Origin of the sequence: Citrobacter sp. TBCS-14 (assembly GCF_005280805.1) — a bacterium.
GTDB classification, from domain to species: Bacteria; Pseudomonadota; Gammaproteobacteria; order Enterobacterales; family Enterobacteriaceae; genus Citrobacter; species Citrobacter gillenii.
The window spans coordinates 1-788 of record NZ_SZWM01000278.1; the positions used below are offsets into that span (position 1 = coordinate 1).

Genomic DNA, 788 nt, shown 5'->3' on the forward strand with positions numbered 1-788 from the left:
TGATAAGCTGACGGTCATGGCTGACCAGCAGCACGCCGCCGCTGAAACTTTGTAGCGTCTGCGCCAGCGCTTCTTTACCTTCCATATCCAGATGGTTGGTTGGTTCATCGAGCATCAGCAGGCTGTAGCGCGCAAGCGTAAGCCCCACAAACAGCAGCCGGGAGCGCTCTCCGCCGCTTAAGGTATTGATCCGCTGCTGATGGCGGACCCACGGGAAGCCCGCGCTAATCAGCGCCATCTTGCGAACATCAGGCTGCGGAGCAAACGGTTCGAGCGCATCAAACAACGTGTCGTCATCTGTGAGCTGGTGTAGCGTCTGATCGTAATACCCCAGTGTGACGCGAGAGTGCAACATCAGTGAGCACGATGCCATTTGCGACTGATATTGCTGCCAGATAAGCCGTAGCAGCGATGATTTCCCGCAACCGTTACGCCCGACAATCGCCACGCGATCGCCGCTTTTTAACCGGATACCGGCAATGGAAAACAGTGTATCTGCGTCGGGAGCAGGGGCTACAGACAGATTGGTCATCTCCAGCAAACGATCTGCACGCAGGGCATCACCCTGCAATGTTAGTGTCCACTGACTTCCTGCGGTCACTTCCGTCTGAACATCCTTCAGGCGCTGCACCTGCTTTTCCATCTGCTTTGCTTTGCGGGACAAATCTTCGTTGTCATAGACACGCCCCCAGGTTGCCAGTCGTTTGGCACTGGCGGTAACGCGATCAATCTCCTTTTGTTCCGCCTTATAGCGCAGTGCATCGCTGGCATCTCTCTCAACCAGAGCC

At 55.8% G+C, this 788-nt stretch carries 1 protein-coding gene; it reads right to left on the bottom strand.

Features of this window, described 5'->3' with window-relative positions:
• A partial coding sequence (locus FDX22_RS12505) for an ATP-binding cassette domain-containing protein (protein ID WP_146717273.1) occupies positions 1-788 on the bottom strand: 788 nt, incomplete at both ends.